The sequence below is a fragment of the [Mycobacterium] manitobense genome (assembly GCF_025821665.1).
GTDB classification, from domain to species: Bacteria; Actinomycetota; Actinomycetes; order Mycobacteriales; family Mycobacteriaceae; genus Mycobacterium; species Mycobacterium arseniciresistens.
Genome location: NZ_JACKSJ010000012.1, coordinates 1 through 427 on the forward strand (window position 1 = coordinate 1; position 427 = coordinate 427).

At 63.9% G+C, this 427-nt stretch carries 1 protein-coding gene; it reads right to left on the reverse strand.

Annotation, left to right across the window (positions count from 1 at the left end):
• Nucleotides 1-175 precede the first annotated feature (175 nt).
• Nucleotides 176-427: SHOCT domain-containing protein (locus H7I41_RS00815; RefSeq protein WP_264010649.1), on the reverse strand; the 252-nt coding region annotated here is incomplete at its 5' end.

The window sequence follows — 427 nt, forward strand, 5'->3', positions numbered from 1 at the left end:
GCCGCGTCGTTGCGGCACGAGTTATAGCGATTCACAACCGATTTGGCCCGGCGGGCCGTCGGCTATGAGTCTCCAGGGGAAACTGTGAAAGCGACCGGATCACTCCGTTACGGATTGACGCGCGATCAATACAGTGTGTAACCCAGTCCACAGTGATGGGGTAGTGGTCGACGTTCTACCGGGACTCCTGTCCCGTCGGCGGCACGGTGTAACTCATCGCCTTGGCTTTCAGCGCTTCGTACTCGTCCGGGCTGATGGCCCCCGAATCCAGCAGGGATTTGGCGTCGGCGATCTCCTGCGCCGGCGACCGGCCGGCAGCCTGTCTGATGTACTCGTCGGTCTCCTGCCTGGCGGCCACGGCCGCGGCCTGCGCCCGTTCGGCCATCCCCTTGCCCCGGGCGATGAGGTAGATCAGCGCCGTCAGATA